The organism is Roseospira goensis, from assembly GCF_014197795.1.
Lineage (GTDB): Bacteria > Pseudomonadota > Alphaproteobacteria > Rhodospirillales > Rhodospirillaceae > Rhodospira > Rhodospira goensis.
Genome location: NZ_JACIGI010000011.1, coordinates 87,345 through 111,378 on the forward strand (window position 1 = coordinate 87,345; position 24,034 = coordinate 111,378).

General features: G+C 72.3%; 17 protein-coding genes. 16 read left to right on the plus strand and 1 reads right to left on the minus strand.

What is annotated here, in order from left to right; all coding sequences use genetic code 11:
• The first annotated feature begins 343 nt into the window (after nucleotides 1-343).
• The 13 genes from GGD88_RS08470 (at nucleotide 344) to rplS (ending at nucleotide 18,553) form a co-directional block, all read left to right on the plus strand.
• Nucleotides 344-1,153 (plus strand): glycoside hydrolase family 191 protein, encoded by an 810-nt coding sequence (locus tag GGD88_RS08470; RefSeq protein WP_184434133.1) that lies wholly within the window; start codon nucleotides 344-346, stop codon nucleotides 1,151-1,153.
• Nucleotides 1,150-3,393, plus strand: coding sequence for a polysaccharide deacetylase family protein (locus tag GGD88_RS08475; RefSeq protein ID WP_184434136.1), 2,244 nt, complete (start codon nucleotides 1,150-1,152; stop codon nucleotides 3,391-3,393). Before GGD88_RS08470 ends, GGD88_RS08475 begins: the two co-directional genes overlap by 4 nt.
• The gene (locus tag GGD88_RS08480) at nucleotides 3,390-6,749 is read left to right on the plus strand and encodes a tetratricopeptide repeat protein (protein ID WP_184434139.1); all 3,360 of its coding nucleotides are present in this window, start codon (nucleotides 3,390-3,392) and stop codon (nucleotides 6,747-6,749) included. The genes GGD88_RS08475 and GGD88_RS08480 overlap by 4 nt, the downstream gene beginning before the upstream one ends.
• A complete protein-coding gene (locus tag GGD88_RS08485) occupies nucleotides 6,746-8,548 on the plus strand; it encodes a tetratricopeptide repeat protein (protein WP_184434142.1) in 1,803 nt (600 codons plus the stop codon). Before GGD88_RS08480 ends, GGD88_RS08485 begins: the two co-directional genes overlap by 4 nt.
• A 115-nt stretch (nucleotides 8,549-8,663) precedes the next feature.
• Nucleotides 8,664-10,100: a GAF domain-containing protein gene (locus GGD88_RS08490; protein ID WP_184434144.1), complete on the plus strand. Its 1,437-nt coding sequence runs from the start codon at nucleotides 8,664-8,666 to the stop codon at nucleotides 10,098-10,100.
• Entirely contained in the window at nucleotides 10,097-11,275 is a 1,179-nt protein-coding gene (locus tag GGD88_RS08495) for a tetratricopeptide repeat protein (RefSeq protein WP_184434146.1), read from the plus strand. The genes GGD88_RS08490 and GGD88_RS08495 overlap by 4 nt, the downstream gene beginning before the upstream one ends.
• Nucleotides 11,272-12,804, plus strand: a complete 1,533-nt coding sequence (gene pelF / locus GGD88_RS08500) for a GT4 family glycosyltransferase PelF (protein ID WP_184434148.1) — start codon at nucleotides 11,272-11,274, stop codon at nucleotides 12,802-12,804. Before GGD88_RS08495 ends, pelF begins: the two co-directional genes overlap by 4 nt.
• A 39-nt stretch (nucleotides 12,805-12,843) precedes the next feature.
• Nucleotides 12,844-14,229: an exopolysaccharide Pel transporter PelG gene (pelG, locus tag GGD88_RS08505; protein WP_184434150.1), complete on the plus strand. Its 1,386-nt coding sequence runs from the start codon at nucleotides 12,844-12,846 to the stop codon at nucleotides 14,227-14,229.
• 240 nt (nucleotides 14,230-14,469) lie between these two features.
• Nucleotides 14,470-16,134, plus strand: a complete 1,665-nt coding sequence (gene ffh, locus GGD88_RS08510) for a signal recognition particle protein (RefSeq protein WP_184434152.1) — start codon at nucleotides 14,470-14,472, stop codon at nucleotides 16,132-16,134.
• A gap of 151 nt (nucleotides 16,135-16,285) precedes the next feature.
• On the plus strand, nucleotides 16,286-16,663 hold the full coding sequence (rpsP, locus tag GGD88_RS08515; RefSeq protein WP_184434154.1) for a 30S ribosomal protein S16: 378 nt from the start codon (nucleotides 16,286-16,288) through the stop codon (nucleotides 16,661-16,663).
• 34 nt (nucleotides 16,664-16,697) lie between these two features.
• Nucleotides 16,698-17,276, plus strand: a complete 579-nt coding sequence (gene rimM / locus GGD88_RS08520; RefSeq protein ID WP_184434157.1) for a ribosome maturation factor RimM — start codon at nucleotides 16,698-16,700, stop codon at nucleotides 17,274-17,276.
• Nucleotides 17,269-18,096 (plus strand): tRNA (guanosine(37)-N1)-methyltransferase TrmD, encoded by an 828-nt coding sequence (gene trmD, locus GGD88_RS08525; protein WP_184434160.1) that lies wholly within the window; start codon nucleotides 17,269-17,271, stop codon nucleotides 18,094-18,096. Before rimM ends, trmD begins: the two co-directional genes overlap by 8 nt.
• Before the next feature lie 19 nt (nucleotides 18,097-18,115).
• Complete coding sequence (gene rplS / locus GGD88_RS08530; protein WP_184434163.1) at nucleotides 18,116-18,553, plus strand: 50S ribosomal protein L19; 438 nt, start codon at nucleotides 18,116-18,118, stop codon at nucleotides 18,551-18,553.
• 175 nt (nucleotides 18,554-18,728) lie between these two features.
• Here rplS and tgt read toward each other — a convergent pair whose 3' ends face one another.
• On the minus strand, nucleotides 18,729-19,874 hold the full coding sequence (gene tgt / locus GGD88_RS08535; RefSeq protein ID WP_184434166.1) for a tRNA guanosine(34) transglycosylase Tgt: 1,146 nt from the start codon (nucleotides 19,872-19,874) through the stop codon (nucleotides 18,729-18,731).
• A gap of 216 nt (nucleotides 19,875-20,090) precedes the next feature.
• Between tgt and GGD88_RS08540 the strand changes: the two genes are divergently transcribed.
• From GGD88_RS08540 to lptE, 3 genes are all read left to right on the plus strand, one after another.
• Nucleotides 20,091-20,657: a DUF3576 domain-containing protein gene (locus tag GGD88_RS08540; protein ID WP_184434169.1), complete on the plus strand. Its 567-nt coding sequence runs from the start codon at nucleotides 20,091-20,093 to the stop codon at nucleotides 20,655-20,657.
• A gap of 113 nt (nucleotides 20,658-20,770) precedes the next feature.
• Nucleotides 20,771-23,368 carry a leucine--tRNA ligase gene (gene leuS / locus GGD88_RS08545; protein WP_184434172.1) on the plus strand — a complete coding sequence of 866 codons (2,598 nt, stop codon included), beginning with the start codon at nucleotides 20,771-20,773 and terminating at the stop codon, nucleotides 23,366-23,368.
• 67 nt (nucleotides 23,369-23,435) lie between these two features.
• On the plus strand, nucleotides 23,436-23,975 hold the full coding sequence (gene lptE / locus GGD88_RS08550; RefSeq protein ID WP_184434175.1) for an LPS assembly lipoprotein LptE: 540 nt from the start codon (nucleotides 23,436-23,438) through the stop codon (nucleotides 23,973-23,975).
• Nucleotides 23,976-24,034: the final 59 nt, after the last annotated feature.

Sequence of the window (24,034 nt, forward strand, 5' to 3'; positions counted from 1 at the left end):
GACTGGGCCTATTGGATGAACGGGCCGGCGGTCGCACCCAGGGCGTCAAAGTCACCGCGGTGTCGGGACCGATCGCATCCGGGTCGCGCCGGACCATGGGGCCTGGGGCCGCCTAGATCTTCGCCGCCCGCGCAAGGCGGCGGCGCGTGAAGAACCCATTTCAACTTGTTAATCAACAAGGTGTTTCGTACGATTATGGCTGATTGTATGGGGTCGTTTTCTCGTCGCTCGGGGTTCAGCGATGACCGTCCGATTTGATCGCCGGGCGTTTCTGGTCGGCGGCACCATCGGTGTCGCGGCGAGTGCGTGCCCCTGGTCGGGGCTCCGACCGGGACCGGCCGCGATGTCTGCGGCCGCCGCCGCGCCGGACGGCGAGGGCGGGCGCTGGGTGGTCTACTACGGGGCCGAGGCGCCGATGTCAGCCTTCGCGCCCTATGATCTGGTGGTGCTCGACAGCGCGGTGACCGAGATCGTCCGGCCGCTGCGCAAGCGCGACAAGGACGTGCTCGGCTACCTGTCGCTGGGCGAGGTCGATCGCTACCGACCCTGGGCCGACGACCTGGAGGCCGCCGGCCTGCTCGGGCCGGTGAATCCCAACTGGCCCGACAGCCGCCTGATCGACCTGCGCGATCCCGCCTGGACCCGCATGGTGGTCGAGCGACTGGTGCCGCGCATCCTGCGGCACGGCTTCAGTGGCGTGTTCCTGGACACGCTCGATACGGCCATTCACCGCGAGGAGACCGACCCCGCCCGCCACGCCGGCATGATCGACGCCGCCGCGGGGCTGGTGCGCACGCTGCGCCGGCACTATCCCGCCATGCGCATCGCCGTGAACCGGGCCTACACGCTGTTGCCCCGCATCGTCGATCAGATCGACATCCTGCTGGGCGAGGCGGTGGTGGCCTCGTTCGACTTCGAGTCCCGCACCTACCGCCGGGTGGACGACGACGCCTACCGCTGGCAGGTGGAGCGCCTGGTGGCCGCCCGCCGGGCCAATCCCGCCCTGCGCGTGCTGACGCTGGACTACTGGCCGTCCGGCGAGGCCGAGGTGATCGCGAAGATCTACCAGGCCCAGCGGCGCAACGGCTTCGATCCCTACGTGGCGACCATCGCGCTCGACACCATCGTGCCGGAACCGGGGAGGTCGCCATGACCGCGCCGCCCGCCGCGATGCCCCGGACCGTCCTGGCCCTGTACCATCCGGCGGGCAACGAGATCCGCTATCACTTGCTGCATGCCGTCGCCGAGTTTCCCATGAATCACCTCGGCATGGTGGTGCGCTATCACAACGTGCTGGAGCCGTTGCCCGATCCCGACACGCTGCCCGGCCTGCGGGCGGTCGTCACCTGGTTCCGCGGTGCGCGTCTGGACGATCCGGCGGCATTTCTGGCCTGGGCGGGGGGCCTCCAGGCGCGCGGCGTGCGGTTCGTGGTCCTGGGCGATCTTCTGTTCGCCGGGTCACCGGACGACCCCGCGATCCGGGCGCCGCTGGCGGGTTTCCTTGCCGGCCTCGGCCTGCGCTACGGCGACCGCTGGATCTCCGCCAGTTACGGCGTAACCTTTCCGGTGCGCGATGCGCGCATGATGGACTACGAACGCGCGCTCGGCGGCATGCTCCAGGAGTATCCGGTGGTGCGGCCGACCGATCCGACCGATCCGGCCGTGCGGTCGTGGCTGGTGGCGCGCTACGACGACGACCCCGACCTGGACAGCCACCTGGTGGTCACCGGCCCGGCGGGCGGGTTCGCGGCCGCCGGCTACGAGGTGTTCACCGAGGATTCCGGCTACAACCCGGCGTCGGAGGACCTGGACCCGGACGGCCTGCGCGCCTGGCTGCTGGATCCGTTCCTGTTCTTCGGTCAGGCGTTGGGCCTGGACGGTCTGCCGCGCCCGGACATCACCACCCTGACCGGACGGCGGATGTACTTCAGCCATATCGACGGCGACGGCTGGAACAGCAAGGCTGAACTGCCGGGCTACGAGGAGCGCGGCGCCATCGCGTCCGAGGTCGTGATGCGCGAGGCCATCGAGCCGTTCCCCGATCTGCCGGTGACGGTGGCGCCGATCGCGGCGGAACTGGATCCGGATTGGCGGGCCGTGCCGCAGTCGCAGGACATGGCCCGGGCGCTGTTCGCGCTGCCGCAGGTCGAGACCGCCAGCCACACCTATACCCACCCGTTCCACTGGGACTTCTTCGCCGACTACACGCCGGAGAAGGAGGCGCCGTTCGTCGCCGCCCTGGAGGCGAGTGGACAACTCAACACCTACGGCAGCGCCGCGCTCGATCAGGAGATCCTGGACATCGGCGAGGCGGACCTCAGCAAGAAGTACTCGCGCCCGCGGGCCTTCCTGGACCAGCCGTTCGATCTCGACCGGGAGATGGGCGGCGCCGCCGCCTTCATCGACCGGTTCGCGCCGGCGGACAAGCCCGTGCGGCTGGTGCAGTGGTCCGGCGACACCAAGCCCTATCCGGAGGCGCTGACCGCCGCCCGCGAGGCGGGCCTGCTGAACATCAACGGCGGCGACACCCGCTTCGACGGGGCGTTTCCGTCCGTGGCCTGGGTCTCCCCGAACGGCCGGCTGGTCGGGCCGCCCGACCAGGAAGAGCGCCAGATCTACACCGCCGCCAGCAACGAGAACACCTACACCGACCTGTGGCGCGGGCGCTTCTTCGGGTTCCGGTTCCTCACCGAGACGCTGGACCGCTGCGAGTCGCCGATGCGTCTCAAGCCGATCAACGTCTACTACCACATGTATTCGGGCAGCAAGGTGGCGAGCCTCAACGCGCTGCTGCATAACCTCTACTATGCCCGCGCCCACCCCGTTTGCCCGGTCACCACGACGCACTTCGTCACCATCGTCGACGGCTTCTACGATACCCTCTTGATCCCGCTCGGACCGGACCGCTGGCGCGTCTCCGGCCGGGGTGCCCTCCAGACCATCCGCTTCGACGCGGCCACCCATCGGGCGGTCGACATGGTGGCCTCCGAGGGCGTGCTCGGCCAGCGGCATTACCAGGGCAGCCTGTACGTGGCGTTGGACCCGGCGGTCGCGGCGCCCGAGATCGCGCTCATGGACTGGCCGACCCCGGACCGGGCGCCACCCGGGACGCCGCGGCCGTACCTGATCGAAAGCCGCTGGCCGCTGCGCGCGCTGCGCCGCGACGGTGACGGCGACGGCCTGACGGTGCAGGCGCAGGGCTTCGGCGACGGCGCGATGGCCTGGCAGGTGCCACCCGAGGCCGAGGCGCGCGTCACCGCCCGGGATGCCGGTGGCGCGGCGGTGGCGCGCCTGTCGGCCCGGGCCGACCGCACCGGCCGCCTCGCCTATGCGCTGCCGCCGGTCGGTCTCGACGCGGTGGAGGTGCATCTCGCCCTGGCGAGGCCGTCATGAAACTGCACGTCGTCTTCGTCTTTCTGCTGGTCTCGCTGATCACCGCCGCCGCGCTGCTGCTGGTGCCGGGCGAGGACGATCTCGGGCAGATGTACTTCCGCGACAAGCAGTACGCCGAGGCCGAGGCGGCGCTGGAGGCCCAACTCGCCGAGGGCAACTGGACCTCGTTCGTGGTCACCCCGCTGGTCAAGCTGCATCTCCAGGCCGGCGATGTCGACGCCGCCATTGCCGTGATGGAGCGCTACACCGACCGGCGCCCGCGCGACGTGGCGGCGCTGGAGCGGCTGGCGACCTACTACCGCTACGCCCAGCGTTACACCGACTTCCGCCTGACACTGGAGCGGGTGCGGGCCATCGACAGCACCCCGCCCCTCTTGCGGACGCTGTCCGCGCTGTACAACCGCGCCGGCCGGCTCGACGCCCAGGTGGACGCGATGGCGGAACTGGTGGCGCGGGGCTGGGCGACGAAACAGGAGGCGCTCGGCCTGTCCTACATCCAGGTGGCGCTGGGCCGCTTCGATGCCGCCGTCGAGACCCTGGACCGCCTGGCCAGGCTGTCGCCCCGCGCGGTGAACGCGGATGTCACCAATCTGCGCGTGTTCGCGCTGGCCGCCGGCGGGGATACAGCCGTGGCGGCGCGCACGGCGCGGGCGTGGATCGCCGGCGGGGGCACGCTGAAGACGGCGATGCAGCACGCCATCTACCTGGAGCAGTTCGGGCGTCCCGATCTGGCCCTCGATGTGCTGGCGCGCTTCGACGCGCTGGCCGGGGTGAGTCCGGACCTGCTCAGTCAGGTGGCGCGCCTGCTGCGGGCGACGGGGGCGCCGGAGGCGGCGCGCCTGCGGTTGACCCGCCTGTACGACCAGGGCCGCCTGGAGCCCTGGATGGTCGAGACCCTGATGGATCTGGCGCTGACCACGGGCCATCTCGATCAGGCGCTGTCGATTCTCGCGGGCGCCGCGCCGCCGGCCCTGATCCCCGACTGGATGGTCGCCTCCCTGATCGAGAAGGCGTTGCTCGACGGTCGGCCGGCGTTCCTGGAGCGGCTGCTGGCGCACCTTGACGCCGCGGATCTGGAGCCCGTGCCGCTGCTGGCCGCGCGCCTGATGCACGCCGTCGGGCGCCCGGCGATGGCGCGCCAGTGGGCGATGACGGCGCATGCCCATTGGCGCGACCTGTCGGGGGACCAGCAACTCGCGCTGGCGTCGCTGCTCGGCGCCATCGGGGATGACGCGGCCTCGCTGGCCATGTTCCGTCAGGTTGCGGCCCAGCCGTCGCCACCGCCGGACGTCTGGCCCGGCCTGTCCTGGGCCTACGTCCGCCAGGGCCGGGTTGCGGAGGGACTTGCCGACTTCCGTCAGCGTGGTGCCGCCACCGGCGCCGATCCGGACATGACGCTCGGGTGGCTGGTACTGGCGGTCAACGCCGGCCGCACCGACGTGGTGGCGGACTGGGTGCAGAGCGACGCCTTCGGTCGCCTCGACGTTGCCACCCTGGAGCGGATCCGGACGCTGGGCGGCGAGGCCGGGTCCTGGCGGCTTCATCTGGCGGCCGGCGAACGCCTGGTGGCGGTGCGCGATTCGCCCGAGGACCGCGCTGAACTGACCGTCGCGATGGCGATGGCGGCGGTGACACGGCCGGACCTGGCGGCGCTGCGGCCCTTCATCCTGGCCCGGCCCGACACCGCCGCCGGCCTGGCCGCCCTGGCCGATCCCGCACCCCGCCTGGCGGCGACGCTGGCGCGCACCCTGGGGGTGGCGGTGCCGGCGCCGGCCGCGCGCGGCCTGTCGCCCGAGGCCCGGGAGGCGGTCGCCGCCGCCGAGGCGGCGGTGCTCGGCGATCCGTCGGCGGCGGCGGAGGCGGCCGCGGCGGTGCTGGGCGGTCTGCGGCCGCTGCTGCCGAACGCCGAGCCGGCCCTGGCGGCCGCCTACGCGAGCGCGGTCGTGGTGGCGACGCGGGCCGACCAGCCGCCGGCGGTGGTGGCCCGCCGCACCGCGGAGCGGCGCGTCGCGGCCGACGACCCGGCCCGGGCCGAGCAGTGGCTGGCGACGCTGGCGCGGCTGGGCGGTCTGGAGACGGCCGCCCCCCGGCTGGAACGGCTGGCCCGGCGCGAGCCCGACCGCTGGCTCTATCCCTATCTGGAGATCCTGGCCGAACTGGGCCGCTCGGAGGAAATCACGCGCTTCCTGCTGGCCGAGCTGGAGCGGCCGGACCTGTCCACCGAACAACGCGAGGCGCGGCTGTACGCGCTGCTCGACAAGGGCGATCCGGCGGCGGCCGGGTCGCGGCTGCGCGACATGGCGGTGCGCCAGGGACCGCCATGGTCGGACATCTACGCCGAGCAGTTGCGCCGCAGCGGTCAGACCCAGGCCCTGGCCCGGTTCTGGCGGGCGCGCGCGGCGCGGCCGGATCTGGGGGCGCCGGAGCGCGCGCAACTGGCCTACAAGCTGCTGGAGATCGGCGACAAGGCGGCCGCGGAACCGCTGTTCCGGCGCCTCGCCGAGGGGGCGCCACCGACCGCCGATGCGGTCTCGAACCTGCTGTACCTGTGGGGGCCGCGCCCCCGTGCCGACGAACTGGCGTGGCTGGAGCAGCGCGCCCGTGCCGCCGGCGCCGACGATCTGGGCGGCTGGTTGGCGCACCTCGTGGACCGGGGCGCGGCGGGCCGGGCGCTCGCCCTGCTGGACGACCGCCCCGACGCGCTGGCCGACCCGGCGGTGTTGGACGTGGCGGTGCGGGCGGCCGAGCGCGACGGCGACGGCATGGCCCTGCGCCGCTTCCTGGCGCTGTCGCTGGATCCGTCGCAGCCCGTGGCGCTGGACGCCGATGCGCTCCTCGGCCACGCCCGCATCGCCCTGTGGCGCGGACTGCCGCGGCTGGCGCAGGCCGGGTTCCAGACCGTGCTGAACCGCCGGCCCAACGACGCCGAGGCCCTGGCGGGTCTGGGCAAGGCCGCCTACGCGGCCGAGGACTGGCGGGCGGCCCAGGCGGCGCTGGGTCAGGTCATGCGGGGCGGGGGGGCCGACTGGGAGAGCACGCTGTATTATGCCGACGTGTTGCGCCGGAGCGGCGGCGAGCGGGCCGCCCGCGCCTACGACGCGCGCGCCCTGGCCGCCCTGGACCGCGTCGAGGATGGCGACAGCCTCGCCATCCAGCGCACCCGGGCCATGCTGCTGGCCCGGCTCGGCCGCACCGAGGAGGCGGAACGCCTCTATACCCGCCTGATCGCCCTGCATCCGGGCGATGTGACGCTGCGCACGGCATACGCCAACAGCCTGCTCGACCGGGGCGAGATCGCCCGCGCCGAGGCGGTGCTGGACGGCCCGCGCCTGCGCACCTCGCAGGTGGCGCGATGAGGGTCCGCCGCGTCCGGCCACCGGTCAGCGTCCTCCTGGGGCTCGTCTGTGCGGGGCTGCTGGCCGCCGGCGCCACGCCGCCGGCCCGGGCCGAGGCTCCACCGCCGGGACCGAAGCCGGCGGCCCCCGGGGTCGTGGGCGCGCCGGCCCGGCCCGCCGCGGGCTCCCTCAACCGGTTCGGGGTGCTGATGCGGCGGACCGCCGCGACGGCGCCGCTGCTGGCCCAGGCCGATGTCGACGCGGGCGGCGGGGGCGGCGGGCCGGCGGGCCGCGTCACGGTACTGCGGGGCGACGACGAGACCCGCGTGGACCTGCGCTTCCCGCGCCCGGTCACCGTCACCTGGACCTACGAGAACCGCGATTTGGTGCTGCGCCTCGACCAGCCGGTTGGCAGGCTGGACGTCGCGGACCTGCCGGCCCGCGCCCCCGATGTCATCGCCGGGGCGCAGGCGGGCTATGACAGCGTCCTGATCGAGACGGTGACGCCGCGGGTGGTCGCGGTGACCAGCGACGGCGCCCAGGTGACGGTGCGCTTCGGGCCGCCGACGGTCGCCACGGGCGCAGCCGGCGGCGGGGACGCGCAGGCCGCGCCGGACGGCGCCGCCACCGCCTCCGCCGCGGCCCTGCGGCGCGCCGCCATCCTGCGGGCGCGGGCGCAGGTGGAGTCCGGGGACCTGGAAGCGGCCCGCGCGAGCCTCCAGGACCTGCTGGCCCAGGCCCCCGACAACGCGGAGATCCTGGCCCTGCTGGGGTCGGTGGAAGAGCGCCTGAACCGCCCGCGGCGCGCGCTGGCCTTCTACGAGCGAGCGCTGGCGCAGACGCCCGATGACCGCTTCCTGCACCAGGATCGCCGCCGCCTGGCCCGCCAGGTGCAGCCCGGTGTCGAGGTCGGCTTCAGCGTCATCCAGGTCGAGGACGGCGAGACTCAGGTCGTGGTCCCGGTCACCGCCGGCCCGCTGTTCTGGCGCGACGTCAAGATCACCACCGGGCTGGAGACGCGCCTCGTCGACGCGCCGGACGCCCGCCGCACCGACGGCCGCATCGAGGACTTCTCGGACACCCTGAACCGGCTGGACGTCGACGCCGCGTTCCCGGTCACCGGCCGGCTCCTGGGCCCGGTCCTGGGCCGGGTCGGCCTCAGCGGCACGCGCCGCGGCACCGTCGGCCTGGAGCTGGGCGCCAGCGCCGACACGCCGATCGGCCGTCTGGCCGCCACGCTCGCCCTGCACGAGCCCTACTGGGGCTTCGTCGAGGCGCTGGTGGGTGATGGCTGGCGCGACCGCGTCGCCGTGACCGCCACCCACGAGCTGACCCCCGACACGATCCTGCGCGCCGGTGCCGGCTACAATCGGTACGGGCTCGGTGGTGACTCGTACGAGGTCCTGACCGAGACCGCGACCGCCACGCTCGGCGTGACACAAGTGCTGGTGCGGCGCTACGGGGCCTGGGCCATCGAGTACACCATGGACGCCGAGTATGCGCTGTCCCGGGCGGAAAAGCCGATCCGCGGGCTGCCGGGCGCGGTCTTCGAGCCGATCCCCATCGAGACGCGCGAGAACCACACCGTGCTCGCGACCTGGAACAAGACCTGGCCGGAGGCCACCGAGGCCAGCGCCTATGCCGGCTACACGCTGGACCGCTTCGGCGACAACGGGGTCGTGTTCGGCGGCCGCGTCGCGGTGCCGCTCACCGAGCGGATCGACATCACCGGCGAGGCCGCGCGCAGCATGGTGAACACCACCAGCACGTCGGGGGGGGTGACGGACCGGTTCGGCGTGGCGGTGCGGGTGCGCTGGTAGCGCCCGCGCCACGCCGGCGCACGGGGCGCCAGCACGGCGCGGGCCGACCACGCCACCGGCCCGGCGCATCCAGGGGGGAGTCATGCGGGACGGCGACAGGGGCACGGACAGGGCCATGGACAGGGCCAGGGCCACGGACAGGGACAGGACCGCGACGCCGCCGGGCGGCGACGATGCGGTGCTGCCCCGGCTCGGCCGTCGCTTCGACGTGCTGCCGGACCTGCGTCACATGATGCGTTGGGTGGCGGTGCTGGAGACGGGCCTGTTCCTGGGGGTGGTGCTGGCGCTGGATCTGCTGGTGTTCGACGGCACGCGCTTCCGCGATGTGGCGCCGCATCCGTTCTGGCTGCCGGTGCTGTTCATCGCGCTGCGCTACGGCTCCACAGAGGCGCTGGTGACGGTGGCCGCCTGCACGGCCGCCCTGCTGATCGGCAACATGCCGCCGCAGCACATCGACCAGGACGTGTTCGCCTATACCTTCGCGGTGGCGCGGCTGCCGTTGCTGTGGCTGGTGGTCGGCGTGCTGGTGGGCGAGTTACGCAACCGCCAGATCGCGGAGCGCGACCAGCTGCGCGATCGGGTGCGCGCCCTGGAAACCCAGGCCGCCACGCTGACCGATGCCTACGAGGCGCAAAGCCGCGTCAATGAGGCCCTCGAAGTGCGGGTCGCGGGCCAGTTGCGGACCGTCTTGTCCACCTACGAGGCGGCCCGCGCCATGGAGCGCCTGGGCCGCCAGGACGTGCTCGAGGGCATCGCGGCCCTGGTGCAGACCCTGCTGGCGCCGGAAAAGTTCTCGGTCTTCCTCCTGGAGGAGGGCGGCGGGCTGCGCGCCGCGGTCACCGAGGGCTGGGCCGAGGGCGACCGCTACCCGCGCGCCTACGGGCTGGAAAGCCTGCTGTATCAGGACATCGTGGGGCGGCGCCGGGTGCTGTGCGCGGCTGACCGCGACGACGCGTCGGTCTCCCAGCACGGACTCCTGGCCGGCCCCCTGGTCAACGCCCGCAGCGGCGAGACCGTCGGCATGCTGAAGATCGAGGCCATGCCCTTCCTCGACTTCAACCCCGGGCTGGTCGACAACTTCCGCGCCGTCTGCGACTGGATCGGCACCGCCTACGCCAATGCCAGCCTGTACGAGGCGGCCCGCGACCAGAGCGTGCTGAACCCGGAGGTCAACCTGCTGACCGCCAGCTTCCTGGAGCGGCAGAGCCGCTTCCTGGTCACCCTGGCCGACCGGATCGGCTTTCCGGTCACCGAGATCACCCTGCGGGTGGAGGGCCGCAAGGCCGCCGCACCGGCGGAGGCGGCGCGGATCGGCCGGGCGCTGTCGGCGTGCGTCGAGGAGGCCCTGCGCACCACCGACCTGGCCTTCGACCGGCGCAACGCCGACGACAGCTATGTGCTGCTGTTGCCCAACACGCCGCTCGACGGGGCCGAGGTCGTGGCCGGCAAGCTGCGCGAGAGCCTGGCGCCGCAGCTGGCCGACCTCGATCCCGACCTGCGGTTGTCGATCGCCGTCGTCTCCCTCCACGACCCCGGGACGGATCCGGCATGACCGCCGCCGCCGAGACCGCACCGACGCCGGCGCCGACGCCGGCGCGCCGGGCGACGGCGGACCCCGAGGCCGCCGGCCCGCTGCTGCGCCGGGTGGCCGCGGTCGAACTGGCGCTGACCGCGGTGGCGCTGCTGATGCCGGCGACCCTGCCGGCCGTGCTGTTGATGCATGCCGCGGTCGCGGCGGGGGTGGTGGCCTGGCTGTCCTGGCGCTGGCGCCAGGGCCGCGTGACGGCGGTCGGGCTGCTGCTGGGCGTGCTGCTGCCGGTGCTCGGTCCGGTGGCGGCGGTCGGGGCGCTGGCGACCATGGCCCTGGCCGCGCGCTGGCGCCGCGACGCGCTGACCGTCGACGAGTGGTACGTCGCCCTGTTCCCGGACGAGGACCGCAGCCGCGCCGAGGCCCTGTACGAGGCCATCGTCAGCGGCCGCGAGACGGTGGGCACCGACAGCGTGGTGTCGTTCATGGACGTGCTGGACCACGGTGCGCTGGCCCAGAAACAGGCCATGCTGTCGCTGCTGACGACCCACTTCCGGCCGCCGTTCGCGCCCGTCCTGCGGCGCGCCCTCGACGACGACCTGGCCGCCATCCGGGTCCAGGCGGCCTCGGCGGTGGCCGAGATCGAGGGCCGCTTCCAGGACCGCCTGATGGCCCTGCAGGACGCCGTCGAGGCAGCGCCGGAGGCCGCCGACCGCTGGACGGCGCTGGCCCGCCACCTTGACGACTACGCCTATACCGGGCTGCTCGACCCCGGCCGCGAGGCCGACAACCGCGAGCGGGCCTTGGACGCCTACCTCAAGGCCATCGACCTGGACCCGGGCGCCCCCGGCCCGCGCATCGCCGTGGCCCGGCTGCTGATGCGCCAGCACCGACCGGCGGAGGCGCGGGTGTGGATCACGACCTTCCGCGAGACGGCCGGGGTCCGGGCGCCCGAACTGGACGACTGGTACGCGGAATGCCTGTACGCCCTGCGGGAGTACGACACGCTGCGGGACGTGGCGGCGCTGCGCCTGACCGAGGCCGCCCACGGCACGCCGGTGCGGGCGGCGGTCCTGCCCGCGCTGGGGCTGTGGTCGGGCCGGCCGGATTGGGACCGGCTGCCGGTGGCGGACCCGGCGGCGGTGGCGGCGGTGGAGTCGGCCTGGGCGGGCACGCCGGCCGAGGGGGCCGCGCGATGATGATCGGGCGCCGCCAGCGGGTCCCCGAGGCCGACGTCTGCCTGATGCTGGAGGGCACGTATCCGTTCGTGGCCGGGGGCGTGTCGACCTGGGTGCACGACCTGATCCGGGCCCAGTCCCCTCTGACCTTCCACCTGGTCAGCGTGCTGGCCAAGGGGCCGGCGCCGGCGGCCCGCTACGACCTGCCGGACAACGTGGTCGGGCACACCCTGGTGTTCCTGCACGAGATGCCGGGCGGCCCGCGCCAGGCGCCGACCCGGCTGGATCCCCTCATGCGGCGTCTCGGCGTCACCCTGGAGCGCCTGTTCACCGGGGCCGACCTGTCCGATCTGGCGCGCTTTCAGGCCCTGATCGCGCCGTGGCGCCGGCGTCTCGGACGGCGCCAGCTCATGGACAGCAAGGCGGCGTGGGCGGTCATCCTGGACATGTACGAACGCGCCATGCCGGCGGCCTCGTTCTCGGACTACTTCTGGACCTGGCGCAGCCTGTGCGGCAGCATCTTCGCCTGCATGCTGGCGGAGCTGCCGCCGGCGCGGGTCTATCATGCGCTGTCGACCGGCTACGGCGGCCTGCTGGCGGCGCGCGCCGGCCTGGAGACCGGGCGTCCGGTGCTGCTGACCGAGCACGGCATCTACACCAACGAACGCCGCATCGAGGTGGCCGCCGCCGACTGGCTGTACGAGACCCGGCGCGGCAGCCTGAGCCTGGAGCAGACCGGCCACGACCTGCGCGAGGTCTGGATCCGGACCTTCGTGAGCCTGTCGCGCCTCTGCTACGACGCCTGCGATCAGATCATCACGCTGTACGCCGGCAACCAGGTGCTGCAACGCGAGGACGGCGCCGCGCCGGAGCGTCAGCGCATCATCCCGAACGGCATCGACTACGCCCGCCTGTCCGCGCTGCCACGCGAGACCGACCCTGGCCGGCGGCCGACCATCGCGCTCATCGGCCGGGTGGTGCCGATCAAGGACGTCAAGACCTACATCCGCGCCGCCGCCATGCTGCGCGAGCACATCGCCGACGTCGAGGCGCTGGTGCTGGGACCCTACGACGAGGATCCGGACTATCACGCCGAGTGCCTGGCGATGGTGCGGCACCTGCGGCTGGAGGAGACGGTGCGCTTCACCGGCCGGGTGCCGATGCATACGTGGTTGCCGCGCATCGACGTGGTGGTGCTGACCAGCATTTCCGAGGCCCAGCCGCTGGTGATCCTGGAGGCCGGCGCCGCCGGCATTCCCACGGTCGCGACCAATGTCGGCGCGTGCAGCGAGATGATCCTGGGGCGTCCGGAGGAGGACCCGCCGCTGGGGCCGGGCGGGGCCATCACGCCGCTGGCCAACCCGGCGGCGACGTCGCGGGCGCTGCTGGGCCTGCTGGCCGATCCGGACTGGCGCGCGGCCTGCGGGGCGGCGATCCGCCGACGGGTCGAGCGGCTGTACAACAAGACCGACATCGACCGGGCCTACGCCGACCTCTACGCCGGCATGATCGCGCAACCCGATCGGCCGTCCGTTCGGGCCTCGGCCTGAGGGGCGGCGGCCGGCGGCGAGACGAGGGAGAACGCAGGCATGGCGGGGATCGGATTCACCCTGCGGCACCTGACCGAGCAGGACAACCTGCTGGGCATCGTGCAGGGTTACGTCTATGCCGCCTTCATCACGGTGGGGCCGTGGCTGTTCACCATCCTGTGCCTGGCGACCGTCAACGCGCTGGCGCAGGTGTTCGTGGACATGCGGGCGCTGTCGCTGTTCCGGCTGGTGGTGATCTACAACTTCTCGTTCTCGCTGGTGCTGTGCGGGCCGATCACCATCATCGTCACCCGCTACCTGGCCGACCGCACCTACGACAGGCAGCCCGAGACTGCGCCGGGCGCCCTGCTGGGCGGGCTGGCGCTGATCGTGGCCAGTCAGACGCCGCTGGCCGTGCTGCTGTACGGCTGGTACGCCGACCTGACGCTGCTGGAGCGGGTGGCGGCGATCTGGAACTACGTGCTGGTGGCGGGAATCTGGCTGGTCGGCGTGTTCCTGACCGCGCTCAAGGACTACAAGGCGGTCTCCCTGGCCTTCGCCGGCGGCATGGCGGTGGCGGCCGGGGCGGCGTGGCTGCTGGTGCAGCCGCTCGGCATGGCCGGCCTGCTGCTCGGCTTCGACGTCGGGCTGGCGGTGATCCTGTTCGTCCTGGTGGCCCGGGTCTTCGGCGAGTACCCCTATCCGCCGGTGCGGCCGTTCGCCTTCCTGCCGTACTTCCGGCTCTACCCCACGCTGGCCTTCAGCGGCCTGATCGGCAACGCCGCCCTGTGGGTCGACAAGTGGGTGATGTGGCTGGCGCCGAACGGCGTCACCCTGGCCGGGCTGCGCTACAATCCGATCTACGACAGCGGCATGTTCCTGGCCTACCTGACCGTCATCCCGGCCATGGCGCTGTTCGTGCTGCACGTGGAGACGCGGTTCTTCAGCGCCTACCAGGCGTTCTTCAGCGGCATCCGCCATCATGCACCCTACCGCCGCATCGCCCGCGACCACCGCACGATGGTGGCCGAAGCGATGGTCGGCCTGCGCAACGTCGCCATCCTCCAGGGGGCGCTGGCGGCGGCGGTGGTCATGCTGGCGCCCAAGATCTTCGACCTGCTCGGGCTGCCCTACCTGATGATCGGCATCTTCCGCTTCGGGGTGATCGCCGCGCTGTTGCAGGTGCTGATGCTGTTCATGGCCACGGTGCTGACCTACCTCGACCTGCGCCGCCACACCCTGACCCTGCACATCCTGTTCTTCCTGCTCAACGGGGTGCTGACCTGGTGGACCATGGGCCTGGGGCTGCCGTACTACGGACTGGGCGCGCTGATCGCGGCGGCGGTGATGCTGGTGATCGCCTACACCGTGACGTTCGGCAACCTGATCCAGGTGCCCTATCTGGTGTTCATCGCCAACAACCCGTCGGTGCGCGGATCGCCGTAGCGCCCGACCCGCCGGACGCGCGCGGAGATGGTTGACTCCGGCGCGGCGGCGGGCGTACAAGGCACGCTTCCGGCGGGGCGCGCCCGCGCCGGACCGTTCATGCACCGCATTCGGTTGCCTGTCCCGCCGCCACGGCGGCCCGCCAGTCCGCGAGGGTTCGCGCACTGGCGCCAGACGCGTTGGCGTGACGTGGGGGCGAGGGCAGGGCAGGCCGGACGCGCGACGCGCGTGGGGTTTGGGATGTTCGAAGGGCTGTCCGGTCGTCTCGGCGACGTTCTCGAGAAGCTGCGCGGCAAGGGCAGTCTCTCCCAGGACGACGTGAACGAGGCCATGCGCGAGGTGCGCGTGGCGCTGCTGGAGGCCGACGTTGCCCTGCCGGTGGTCAAGGACTTCATCGCCAAGGTGAAGACCCGCGCCGTCGGTCAGGAGGTCATCCAGTCGGTGACCCCGGGGCAGATGGTCATCAAGATCGTCCACGACGCCCTGGTGGAGATGCTGGCCGGACAGGTCGGGACGCCCGACGAGGGCGAGGCCGACCGCGACCGCACCGCCGAGATTCTCAACCTGAACGTCACGCCGCCGGTGCCGATCCTGATGGTCGGCCTGCAGGGGTCGGGCAAGACCACCACCTCGGCCAAGATCGCGCTGCGCCTGAAGACCACCCAGCGCAAGAAGGTGCTGATGGCCTCGCTGGACGTGCAGCGCCCGGCCGCCCAGCACCAGCTCGCCGTCCTGGGCGAGCAGACCGGCGTCGACACCCTGCCCATCATCATGGGCCAGAAGCCGGTCCAGATCGCCAAGCGCGCGATGGACGAGGGCCGCAAGGGCGGCTACGACGTCGTGATTCTGGACACCGCCGGCCGCCTCGCCATCGACGAAGAGCTGATGGTCGAGGTCGCCGAGGTGCGCAAGGTCACCAACCCGGCCGAGACCCTGCTGGTCACCGATGCGATGATCGGCCAGGACGCCGTGACGGTGGCCACCGAGTTCAACGACCGCGTCGGCATCACCGGCATCGTGCTGACCCGTGTCGACGGCGACGCCCGCGGCGGGGCCGCCCTGTCCATGCGCGCCATCACCGGGCGGCCCATCAAGCTGATGGGTGTCGGCGAGAAGATGGATGCCCTGGAGGACTTCCAGGCCGAGCGCATCGCCGGGCGCATCCTGGGCATGGGCGACGTCGTCAGTCTGGTCGAGAAGGCCGCCCGCACCATCGAGATGGACGAGGCGGAGAAAATCGCCCGCCGCATGGAGAAGGGCAAATTCGACCTGGAGGACATGCTCAGCCAGCTCAAGCAGGTGCGCCGCATGGGCGACATCAAGGGCCTGCTGGGGCTGATGCCGGGTGTCGCCAAGATGAAGAAGCAGATCGAGGCGGCCAACATCGACGATTCCCTGATCAAGCGTCAGGAAGCCATCATCCTGTCCATGACGCCGCGCGAGCGGCGCCACCCCGAGATCATCAAGGCGTCGCGCAAGAAGCGCATCGCCGCCGGCTCGGGCACCGCCGTGCCGGAGGTCAACAAGCTGCTGAAACAGCATCAGCAGATGGGCCAGATGATGAAGCAGATGAAGAAGATGGGCGGCATGAAGGGCATGGCCGAGCGCATGGGCGGCCTGTTCGGCGGCGGGGGCGGGATGCCCGACGGCCTCGGCGACATGGATCCGAAGATGCTGGCCGAGATGGCCAAGAAGGGCGAGCTGCCGCCCGAACTGTCCAAGGGCCTGTCCAAGGGGTCGGGAGACGGCGCGCTGCCGCCGGGCCTGGGCGCGCCCGGCGGCGCCCCGGGCGGGGGCAGTCCGGCCCTGCCGCCGGGGCTCGGCGCCCCGGGGGGCGGTGGGCCCGGCCGCTCCGGCTTGCCGGCCAACCTCATGACCCAGCGACCCAAGGGCCGCAAACGTTAGGACCCGCGGCCCAAGGGCCGCAAACGCTGACCCGCGGCCGAAGGGCCGCAAACGCTGACCCGCGGCCGAAGGGCCGCAAACGCAGAGGGGCTGCCCCCGGGCCGCCCCCACCCATCACCGACGAAGAACACCAAAAGGAGAGACCCCGGTCATGTCCCTGAAAATCCGTCTGGCGCGCGGCGGCGCCAAGAAGCGGCCGGTCTACCGCATCGTTCTGGCCGATTCGCGTTCGCCCCGTGACGGCCGGTTCATCGAAAAGCTGGGCACCTACAACCCGCTGCTGCCGCGCGAGCACGAGGAGCGCGTGCGCCTCAAGGAGGAGCGCATCCGGCACTGGATGTCCAATGGCGCCCAGCCGACCGACCGAGTGGCGAAGTTCCTGGCCGAGGCCGGCCTGATGGACGCGCGCCCGCGCACCGAGCAGACCAAGAAGAGCCAGCCCAAGGCCAAGGCCCAGGAGCGCCTGCGCGAGGCCCAGGAGCGGGCGGCGGCGGCCGCCGAGGCGGCCGAGGCCGAGTCCGCCGAGTAGCGGCGGCGGCGCGGCGCCAGCCGGAGGAACGGGCATGGCCGGGCACGAGGGCCGTCACGTCTGTCTGGGCGTCGTGGTCGGCGCCCACGGGGTGCGCGGGGCGGTGCGGGTGAAGAGCTTCACCGCCGATCCCGCCGACGTGGCCGCCTACGGTCCGGTCTCGACCGAGGACGGCGCGCGCACCTGGCCGATCCGGCGGATCGGGACGGCCAAGGGCGTGGTGCTCTGCCACCTCGACGGTGTCACCGACCGCGACACCGCCGAGGCCCTGAAAGGGGTGCGGTTGTGCGTGCCGCGCGCGGCGTTGCCGCAAAGCGATGGTGAGGACGGTGAATTCTACCATGCCGACCTCATCGGCCTGCGGGTGGAGCGCGAAGACGGGACACCGGTCGGCACCGTGCGCGCGGTCTACGACTTCGGGGCCGGCGACATGCTGGAGGTGAGCCCGCAGGATGGCGGGCGGGGGGCCCTGGTGCCCTTCACCCGGGCCGCGGTGCCGGTCGTGGACCTGGACGGTGCCCGGGTCGTGGTGGCCGACGGTCCCGGCCTGCTGGACGCGGACGCGTCGGCCGCGGGCGACACTGAGGCTGCTCCCGAGCATGCCAATGGCTGAGGGCGCGACGGTCGGTGTGGACGCGGACGCCGGCACGGTCTGGACGGCGGTGGTGCTGACCCTGTTCCCGGCCATGTTCCCGGGGCCGCTCGGGTTGTCGCTGGCCGGCAAGGCGCTGGCCGAGGGGCGTTGGGCGCTGCGGTCCGTGGACATCCGGGACTTCGCCCGCGACCGCCACCGCACCGTCGACGACAGCCCGTTCGGCGGCGGCGCCGGCATGGTGATGCGGCCGGACGTGGTGAGCGACGCCCTGGAGGCGAGCCATGATCCGGCGAGCGGGCGGCGGCTGATCTACCTGTCCCCGCGCGGGCGGGTGCTGGACCAGCCGCTGGTGCGCGACCTGGCGGCCGGGCCGGGGGTGACCCTGGTGTGCGGCCGCTACGAGGGCCTGGACCAGCGCGTGATCGACGCCTGGGCCATGGACGAGGTCAGCGTCGGCGACGTCATCCTGTCCGGGGGCGAGCCGGCGGCGCTGGTGCTGCTGGACGCGGTGGCGCGGCTGCTGCCCGGGGTCACGGGCAAGGCCGAGTCGCTGGCGGAGGAGAGTTTCGAGACCGGGCTGCTGGAGTATCCCCATTACACCCGGCCGCAGGACTGGAACGGCATGACGGTGCCGGAGGTGCTGGTGTCCGGCCATCACGCCCGCGTCGCCCAGTGGCGGCGGGATCAGGCGGAGGCCCTCACCCGCGAACGCCGGCCCGACCTGTGGGCGCGTCATGTGCAATCCCACTGTGAGGCCCCGGAGTCCCTGGATCCCCCGAACGGCGGCGCCAAGACCGTCGGACAACACCCTGAGCCAATGAAGACCAACCAAGATTGACGCGAAAGGACATCCGACCATGAACATCATCGAACAGCTCGAAAAAGAGCAGATCGACAAGGCGCTGGCCCAGCGCGGCGTGCCCGAGTTCACCCCCGGCGATACGGTCAAGGTCCACCTCAAGGTGGTCGAGGGCACCCGCAGCCGAATCCAGGTGTTCGAGGGCGTGGTGATCGGGCGCCGCAACGCCGGCATCAACAGCACCTTCACCGTGCGCAAGATCTCCTTCGGCGAGGGCGTGGAGCGCGTGTTCCCGCTCTATGCGCCGACCATCGACCGCATCGAGGTGGTCCGCCGCGGCAAGGTCCGCCGCGCCAAGCTGTACTACCTGCGCGGCCGTCGCGGCCGTTCGGCCCGCATCGTCGAGGACGGCACCGCGACCCAGAAGGCGCTCAGCCACGAGCGCGAGGTCTCCAAGGCCCGCAAGGCTGCCGCCGAGGCCGCCAAGGGCGAGTAGCCGGGCGGTCCCGCAGTACGCCGACAGCGCGCATGGGCGCGGCGTCCCGAGGGAAGCCGCGCCCGGTCGCGTTTTGGGGGCTGAGAGCCGAGTGTTCGAAATCGGAACCGCAGATGCGGTCCGATTTCGAACGTGAATCGGCTCTACCGTCCGTCGATCAGCCGAGCGCCGAGTCTCAGGCCGGGAGCGGAGGAATGTCGCCCCCGGCCATCCCGGCCAGCACGGCGGCGGCATGGTCCTGCACCCGGCCCTCGGCGATGGCGGCGCGTAGGCCGGCCATCAGGTCCTGATAGTGCTGCAGGTTGTGCCAGGTGAGCAGCATCGGCCCCAGCATCTCGCCCGCCCGCACCAGGTGGTGCAGGTAGGCCCGGGAATAATCGCGGCAGCACGGACAGCCGCAGCTCTCGTCGAGCGGGTGCGGATCCTCGGCATGACGGGCGTTGCGCAGATTCACCGTGCCGCGCCGGGTGAACGCCTGGGCGGTGCGGCCGGAGCGGGTGGGCATGACGCAGTCGAACAGATCCACGCCGCGCAGCACGGCGGCGATGATGTCCTGCGGCCGCCCCACCCCCATCAGGTAGCGCGGCCGGTCCGCCGGCAGCAGCGGGGTGACGCCGTCCAGCACCCGCAGCATCTCGTCGTGCGGCTCGCCCACCGCAAGGCCACCGATGGCGTAGCCGTCGAAGCCGACGGCCTGCAACGCCGCCGCCGACTCGCGCCGCAGGTCGTCGTACACGCCCCCCTGCACGATGCCGAACAGGGCATATCCCGGCCGGTCCACGAAGGCGGCGCGCGAGCGCGCCGCCCAGCGCATCGACAGCCGCATGGACGCCGCCGCCGTGGCGTGGTCGGCGGGGTAGGGGGTGCACTCGTCGAAGGCCATGGTGATGGTCGAGCCCAGCAGGTGCTGGATCTCCATCGAGCGTTCCGGCGACAGGTGATGACGCGAGCCGTCGATATGCGACTGGAAGGTCACCCCGTCCTCGTCCAGGGTGCGCAACTGGGCCAGGCTCATGACCTGAAAGCCGCCGGAATCGGTCAGGATCGGGCCGGACCAGTGCATGAACCGGCGCAGGCCGCCCAACCGCGCGATGCGCTCTGCCCCCGGGCGCAGCATCAGGTGATAGGTGTTGCCCAGCACGATCTGGGCCCCGGTTTCGGCCACGTCCTCGGGCCGCATGGCCTTGACCGTCCCGGCGGTGCCGACGGGCATGAAGGCCGGCGTGTCGACGGGGCCGTGCGCGGTCTCCAGCCGGCCGCGGCGGGCGGCGCCGTCGGTGGCGGACAGGGCGAAGCGAAAGGCGGGGGCGGTGTCTGTCATGGTCCGGGGGTGATAGACCGGGGGCGCGCCGGCCTCAAGCGAAAGCCGGTCCCGCCGCCCGCCCCCGGACCCGTCGCCCCGGCCCGCTGTTGCCCCGGGAGGCGCGCTATTATAAGGAAGAGAGCCCGCGTCTTCGCCGCCACGCGCACCGTGGCGGCCGCCGGTCCGCGGGACGGGGCGCGCGGGGTCCATCGAGCGGGCGAGGAAAGGGAGACCATGAAAGCTGTCTGCGCGGCCGTGGCGGCGGCCCTTCTTCTGTCGGCCTGCCAGTATGCGGACCCGATCTATCCGGATCGGCCGCCCGGGTCCACGGAGACCGTGCGGCGCGACCTCAGCAAACCCTACGAGCGCGACACCGTGTTCGGCCCCGGCGGCCTCGACCTGTTCGGATCCGGCAGCGACCGCCCGTCCGAGGGCGGCGGCGGCATCGGCGTCAACAGCTTCCTGTGGCGCGCCTCCCTGGACACCATCGCCTTCATGCCGCTGGCCTCCGCCGATCCGTTCGGCGGCGTCATCATCACCGACTGGTACACGCCGCCGGAGACCCAGGGCGAGCGGTTCAAGGTCAATGTCTACATCCTATCCAAGGCGTTGCGGGCCGACGGCATCGAGGTCTCGGTGTTCAAGCAGCAGCGCGGCGGCGCCGACGCGGCCGCGACCGATGCGGCGGCCGGTGGGCCGTGGGCCGATGCCCCGGTGGACGACCAGATCGGCACCGACCTTGAGGACGCCATCCTGACCCGCGCCCGGCAGCTCCGCATGGCGGCCCTGCGGGACCGTTAGGGGCCGCCCGGCGCGCCCGCCCGTTCCCCTCCCGCCCGTCACACCGTTTCCCCCCCCCTGACCCCGCCGGTCGCCGGCCGGCGGGCCGACCGCAGACGAAGGACATGAGGCCGATGGCCGCCGCCGAGCGTTACAACGTCAAGGATACCGAAGCCCACTGGCAGCGCGTGTGGGCGGAGCGCGACTGCTTCCGCGCCACCGAGGACCCGGACCGCCCGAAGTACTACGTGCTGGAGATGTTCCCCTATCCGTCGGGGCGCATCCACATGGGCCACCTGCGCAACTACACCATGGGTGATCTGGTGGCGCGCTATCGGCGGGCGCGCGGCTTCAACGTGCTGCATCCGATGGGCTGGGACGCCTTCGGCCTGCCGGCGGAGAACGCGGCGATCCAGCGCGGTGTCCATCCAGCCAAGTGGACGCGCGAGAACATCGCCGCCATGCGCGCGCAGTTCCAGCCCATGGGCCTGTCCATCGACTGGTCGCGCGAGATCTCGACCTGCGAGCCGGACTACTACCGCCACGAACAGAAGATGTTCCTGGACTTCCTCAAGGCCGGGCTGGCCACCCGCACCGAAGCCTGGGTCAACTGGGATCCGGTCGAGCATACCGTTCTGGCCAACGAACAGGTGATCGACGGCAAGGGCTGGCGCTCGGGCGCGCCGGTGGAACGGCGCAAGTTGGCGCAGTGGTCGTTCCGCATCACCCGCTACGCCGACGACCTGCTGGCCGCCATCAAGGACCTGGAACGCTGGCCCGACAAGGTGCGGCTGATGCAGACCAACTGGATCGGCCGGTCGGAGGGGGCGCGGTTGCGCTGGGATATCGCCGGCCGCGACGACACCCTGGAGGTGTTCACCACCCGGCCCGATACGCTTTACGGTGCCTCGTTCTGTGCCCTGTCGCCGAACCATCCGCTGGCCGCCGAGCTGGCCGAGTCCAGTCCCGACCTGGCCGCCTTCATCGCAGACTGCGCCCGCATCGGCACCAGTGAAGAGGCCATCGAGACCGCCGAGAAGAAGGGCTTCGACACCGGCCTGCGGGCCGTGCACCCGTTCGATCCCGACTGGACGGTGCCGGTCTACGTCGCCAACTTCGTGCTGATGGAATACGGCACCGGCGCCATCTTCGGCTGCCCGGCCCACGATCAGCGCGACTTCGACTTCGCTAAGAAGTACGGCCTGCCGATCATGCCCGTGGTGGCACCGAAGGACGCCGACGTCGAAGCCTTCTCCGCCGAGCTGGTGGCCGGAGACGAGGCGTTCGTGGGCGACGGTGTCGCGGTGCACTCGGATTTCCTGAACGGGCTCGCCGTCACCGAGGCCAAGCGCGCCGCCATCGACCGCATCGAGGCCCTGGGCAAGGGCGAGGGCACGGTGCAGTTCCGCCTGCGCGACTGGGGTGTTTCGCGGCAACGCTACTGGGGCTGCCCGATCCCGGTGATCCACTGCGACGCCTGCGGTATCGTGCTGGTGCCGGAGGACCAGCTTCCGGTGGTGCTGCCGGAGGACGTCGACTTCTCCGTGGCCGGCAATCCGCTGGACCATCACCCGACCTGGAAGCACGTGGACTGTCCGTCCTGTGGCAAACCGGCGCGGCGCGAGACCGACACCTTCGACACCTTCGTGGAGTCGTCGTGGTACTTCGCGCGCTTCTGCGCGCCGTGGAGCGAAACCGAGGCGTTCGACCGCGCGGCGGTGGACTACTGGCTGCCGGTCGATCAGTACATCGGCGGTGTCGAACACGCCGTGCTCCACCTGCTGTATTCGCGCTTCTTCACCCGCGCCCTGCGCGACTGCGGCTATCTGGGGGTGGCCGAGCCGTTCGCCGGTCTGTTCACCCAGGGCATGGTGCTGCACGAGACCTACAAGGCGCCGGACGGATCCTGGGTCGAGCCGGCCGAGGTGGAGATCGCCGAGGACGGCAGCGCCCGGCGCCGCGGCGACGGCGCGTCGGTGACCGTCGGCCGGCCCGAGAAGATGTCCAAATCGAAGCGCAACACGGTCGACCCGGAGCAGATCCTGGACACCTACGGCGCCGATGCGGCGCGGCTGTTCATCGTCTCCGACAACCCGCCCGACGGCGACATGGAGTGGTCCGAAGCCGGACTGGAAGGCGCCTGGCGCTACGTCAACCGGGTCTGGCGCCTGATCGCCGACCCGCCGGTGGCGCTGCCCGCCGCCGGCGCGGCGGTGCCGGTGGGCGACCTGGACAAGCCGACCCTGACCCTGTTCCGGGAGGTGCACAAGACCATCGCCGGGGTGACCGAGGATCTGGAGCGGTTCCGCTTCAACACCGCGGTGGCGCGCATCCGCGCGCTGACCAATGCGCTGGCGGACCTCGATTGCGACGCGCCGGGCGCCGGCGCGGTCTGCCGCTTTGCGCTGGAGACCACGGTGCGGCTGCTCAACCCGATGGTGCCGCACGTCACCGAAGCCTGCTGGGCGCGGCTGGGGCATGCGACCATCCTGGCCGAGAGCCCCTGGCCGGAGGCCGACCCGGCCCATGTCGTGGACGACACCGTGACGCTGGCGGTCCAGGTCAACGGCAAGCTGCGCGGCAACATCGAGGTGCCCAAGGACTGCCCGCGCGAGGACGCCGAGAAGGCGGCCCTGGCGGTGGAGAACGTGCGCGCGCACACCGACGGCAAGACCATCCGCAAGGTGGTCGTGGTGCCGAACCGCATCGTCAATATCGTCGTCGCGGCGTGACGGGGGCGGTGTGAGCAGGCGTCGGACCATCGGCGGCGGGTCCATGCGGGAGCGTGACCCCGAGGGGATGGCTCTCGCGCCCGCACTCCCGCGGGGGCGCGGCCGGTCGGTGGCCCGCCGCGCCGTTCTGGTGTCGGCCGCCGTCGGGCTGCTGGCGGCCTGCGGGTTCCGGCCCATGTACGGCCGCGGCGGCGCCGGCGGCCCGGCGCTGTCGTCGGTGGCGGTGGCCCCGATCCCGGAGCGGTTCGGCCAGCTCTTGCGCAACGCCCTGCTGGACCGCCTGCGGCCGGGGCCGGAGCCGCGCCATGAGCTCCAGGTCTCGCTGTCGCTCCTGGATCAGGACCTCGGGGTGCAGCGGGACGACCGCGCCACCCTCGCCAACCTCCAGGCGACGGCGACCTGGCGGCTGCTGACCCGGGTCGACGACGGCCGCCAGCGTCTGGACGCCGAGGGTACGGCGCGCGCCGCCGTCACCTACAACATCCTCGACAATCAGTACGCCACCGAGGCCAGCCGTCGCGCCGCGCAGCGCGACATGGCGGAGCACCTCGCCGCCGATATCGAGACCCGCCTGGCCGCCCTGTTCGCCGGCCGTCGCGGCCTCTGATCCGGGCGGCCGCGCGGCGCCGCGCGGTGCCGCGCCCGTTCGCCCGCAAGGATCCCGCC

Bases quoted from the DNA above. Each gene is read 5' to 3' on its own strand.
- GGD88_RS08470 (WP_184434133.1), top strand. From the start codon at position 344: ATGTCTGCGGCCGCCGCCGCGCCGGACGGCGAGGGCGGGCGCTGGGTG.
- GGD88_RS08475 (WP_184434136.1), top strand. From the start codon at position 1,150: ATGACCGCGCCGCCCGCCGCGATGCCCCGGACCGTCCTGGCCCTGTAC.
- GGD88_RS08480 (WP_184434139.1), top strand. From the start codon at position 3,390: ATGAAACTGCACGTCGTCTTCGTCTTTCTGCTGGTCTCGCTGATCACC.
- GGD88_RS08485 (WP_184434142.1), top strand. From the start codon at position 6,746: ATGAGGGTCCGCCGCGTCCGGCCACCGGTCAGCGTCCTCCTGGGGCTC.
- GGD88_RS08490 (WP_184434144.1), top strand. From the start codon at position 8,664: ATGGACAGGGCCAGGGCCACGGACAGGGACAGGACCGCGACGCCGCCG.
- GGD88_RS08495 (WP_184434146.1), top strand. From the start codon at position 10,097: ATGACCGCCGCCGCCGAGACCGCACCGACGCCGGCGCCGACGCCGGCG.
- pelF (WP_184434148.1), top strand. From the start codon at position 11,272: ATGATGATCGGGCGCCGCCAGCGGGTCCCCGAGGCCGACGTCTGCCTG.
- pelG (WP_184434150.1), top strand. From the start codon at position 12,844: ATGGCGGGGATCGGATTCACCCTGCGGCACCTGACCGAGCAGGACAAC.
- ffh (WP_184434152.1), top strand. From the start codon at position 14,470: ATGTTCGAAGGGCTGTCCGGTCGTCTCGGCGACGTTCTCGAGAAGCTG.
- rpsP (WP_184434154.1), top strand. From the start codon at position 16,286: ATGTCCCTGAAAATCCGTCTGGCGCGCGGCGGCGCCAAGAAGCGGCCG.
- rimM (WP_184434157.1), top strand. From the start codon at position 16,698: ATGGCCGGGCACGAGGGCCGTCACGTCTGTCTGGGCGTCGTGGTCGGC.
- trmD (WP_184434160.1), top strand. From the start codon at position 17,269: ATGGCTGAGGGCGCGACGGTCGGTGTGGACGCGGACGCCGGCACGGTC.
- rplS (WP_184434163.1), top strand. From the start codon at position 18,116: ATGAACATCATCGAACAGCTCGAAAAAGAGCAGATCGACAAGGCGCTG.
- tgt (WP_184434166.1), bottom strand. From the start codon at position 19,874: ATGACAGACACCGCCCCCGCCTTTCGCTTCGCCCTGTCCGCCACCGAC.
- GGD88_RS08540 (WP_184434169.1), top strand. From the start codon at position 20,091: ATGAAAGCTGTCTGCGCGGCCGTGGCGGCGGCCCTTCTTCTGTCGGCC.
- leuS (WP_184434172.1), top strand. From the start codon at position 20,771: ATGGCCGCCGCCGAGCGTTACAACGTCAAGGATACCGAAGCCCACTGG.
- lptE (WP_184434175.1), top strand. From the start codon at position 23,436: ATGGCTCTCGCGCCCGCACTCCCGCGGGGGCGCGGCCGGTCGGTGGCC.